This is a genomic window from Okeania sp. (genome assembly GCF_983059655.1).
On sequence record NZ_CEZPJD010001109.1, the window covers coordinates 1 to 2,047 of the forward strand.

Sequence of the window (2,047 nt, forward strand, 5' to 3'; positions counted from 1 at the left end):
GGTCTGAAGCCGTAACTTCGGGCGTGGAATGTTACCTCGTGAGCGGGTTCTAAGGCATATTTAACAAGACATTGCCATGCCCTATCTGCGATGGTTGGTATTTTTAGAGTTCTAATCTTCCCGTTTTTCTTAGGGATTTTAACTTCTCTAAGTCCTTTATGTTCCCAGTTGTTTGCTTCTTTTAGCGTTTCTGCTAGGTCAAGCCTTTGTTCAAATTTTAAGGACTTAATACCATCTACTCCGCAAGTTTTCTTCCCAGAATTAAGCTGAGAGATTTGTCTTACAGCTAGCATCCTTGCAGCATGAGATTTCAGCACCAAACGTTGAAGACTTTTTACCTTACGGGTGTCTCCATTCTGCATGGCTTTGTAGATTCGTTTTTGGAGGCGGAACAAATTTTTCTGGAATTTCTTCCAATTTTGGTTGCTCCAGACTTCACTATGATTGCTCATGTGTCTAAGCGTACTCTCTTATTAAATTTCACTACGCTGATTACCCTGCAAGCAATTTGCGCTTGCATCCTACCCGTTGGAGAGGTTTCCGTGTTTTCCCACCTACTCTAGATTTCGACCTTTCCTAGAGACTCTCTCAACGTTTTTCCTCGTTCCGAATTACAGATTGTTCTGACGGTTTAGGGTTATCCAATTCGCCTGCACGGTCTCCAGGGGAGCGCCTGACCTTTAGATATCGACGCGGAGATTTGCCGTGCGCAGTCAGGAGACTTTTGGGTGACTCCTTGCCGTGAACTGAGACGTTTTTTTAGGACATTCCGTAATGTACCCATGCCGTCTCCCCATTACCCCCAGTGTGCCTATCACCCTTAGCTCTGGTTGGGGCCTGATGCCAGCTTCACTCTGCTAGTGGAAAAGTTCTAGCTCGGTGTGGCCAGGTCGGGAGTCCGCTTTCCCTTAGCGGGCTGGATTTTCACCAGCATCTGTAACCCAGTTATCCAACAGGCTCTTCTTTGGTGGCCTCGTGTAGCTATGATTTATACAGGCTCTTCCTCCGTGGCCTCGTTAGACCCTATTCATACCCCTCTAGTTTCTAGAGGCTCTTAATAGGAACGAGTCGCACCTAAAGTTTCCATGTTCATAGCTAAGTATTATGAACAACAGTTGTAGGACTATATGCTGACACCAATTGTTTGAAAGTGATGTCTGCTGAAATTGCTTCTTAGTTAAATGACTTTTTTTTAATCTAAATCAATTTTTACTAATTGATAGATTACGAGTCATCGTTTAACAAAAGTTAATATAATTAGAAGCAATTACGTTAGTTATTTGTTAAGTTTGACGTATATTTCTCAAACCGTCAACATATTGGACTGAGTTATAGAAGTGACGTTGCTAGATAATGTAGTTATGTAGAATTTAGACTTTAGACTTATTTTAATATTTAAGCTCAAGGTTATTGACAAATATCACTTAAGCTGTTACCGAAAAACGGTCGATCCCTAATACTTCTTACTGTATCTAATCAATATTTTTAGATTTGTGGGTCAATAATTGCTTTTCAAAATAATTGAGGAAATGTTTAAAATTATTGTGATGGTGTTGAAGGCAAAAAACAGAATGGAATCAGTTTTTTTGTGATTTCTTAATTAAGATAAATAGTTTAAATAAAATACATATTATTATGTAGATTTAACTGATATAAATTACTCCCTAAAAATTAATAATCAATCGTAATTAATTTTAAAATAAACTCTTGAAATATGTGGAATAGTTTTGATTTATTATCGCTTTGAGTAAAATTATTCATTATTGAGCTTCATTCAATTATTAATAATAATCCTCTTTTTTTAGATGAATTTTTACCTAAAATAAAATTGAAAAATCTTATATTAGGACTTATGCATAAACGCTATTGGTAGGGTGTATTATCGTTAACTTAACACAACAAAACCCTATATATATTATCAGTTCGTAAGCCCTGATTGTATATTGATGTTTTTGGTTATAATTTTTCCTATTAACAGTTAAATTAATTTTTCTCTTTTTTAATATAGCAATATGATTTGAGTTGTGAGATATTGGCAATTTTTAGG

1 protein-coding gene is annotated in these 2,047 nt (G+C 36.5%); it reads right to left on the reverse strand.

Annotated features, from left to right (window positions below; translation table 11 throughout):
* Nucleotides 1–452, reverse strand: a 452-nt coding sequence (locus AC3DU7_RS32270; RefSeq protein ID WP_488043305.1) for a reverse transcriptase N-terminal domain-containing protein, incomplete at its 3' end; no start/stop codon positions are given.
* Nucleotides 453–2,047 lie beyond the last annotated feature (1,595 nt).